1 pseudogene is annotated in these 242 nt (G+C 52.9%); it reads left to right on the top strand.

The window, feature by feature from the left end:
• Positions 1-242, top strand: a pseudogene (locus MXD62_RS09470) (ribonuclease J); the annotation flags it as partial.

The following is a 242-nucleotide window of genomic DNA, read 5'->3' as shown; positions in this document are numbered from 1 at the left end:
GTTGAAGACTCATTCGAAGCTGGCGCAGCAGGTTGGGATCGCTGAGAAAGATATTTTTGTGATGGATAACGGCGATGTCCTTTGCTGTGACCGTGAACAGGCCTGGCTGGAAAAAGTACCGGCAGGAGTAGTCTTGATCGACGGCAGCGGGGTGGGGGACGTAGGCAATATTGTTCTGCGTGACCGCAAGCATCTAGCTGAGGACGGATTGATGGTCGTGGTGGTCAGCATCGATATGAAGA

Source organism: Frankia sp. Mgl5 (assembly GCF_023242985.1).
Lineage (GTDB): Bacteria > Actinomycetota > Actinomycetes > Frankiales > Frankiaceae > Parafrankia > Parafrankia soli.
The sequence above is the reverse complement of the archived record's forward strand: the minus strand, read 5'-3'. Positions and strand labels throughout refer to the sequence as shown.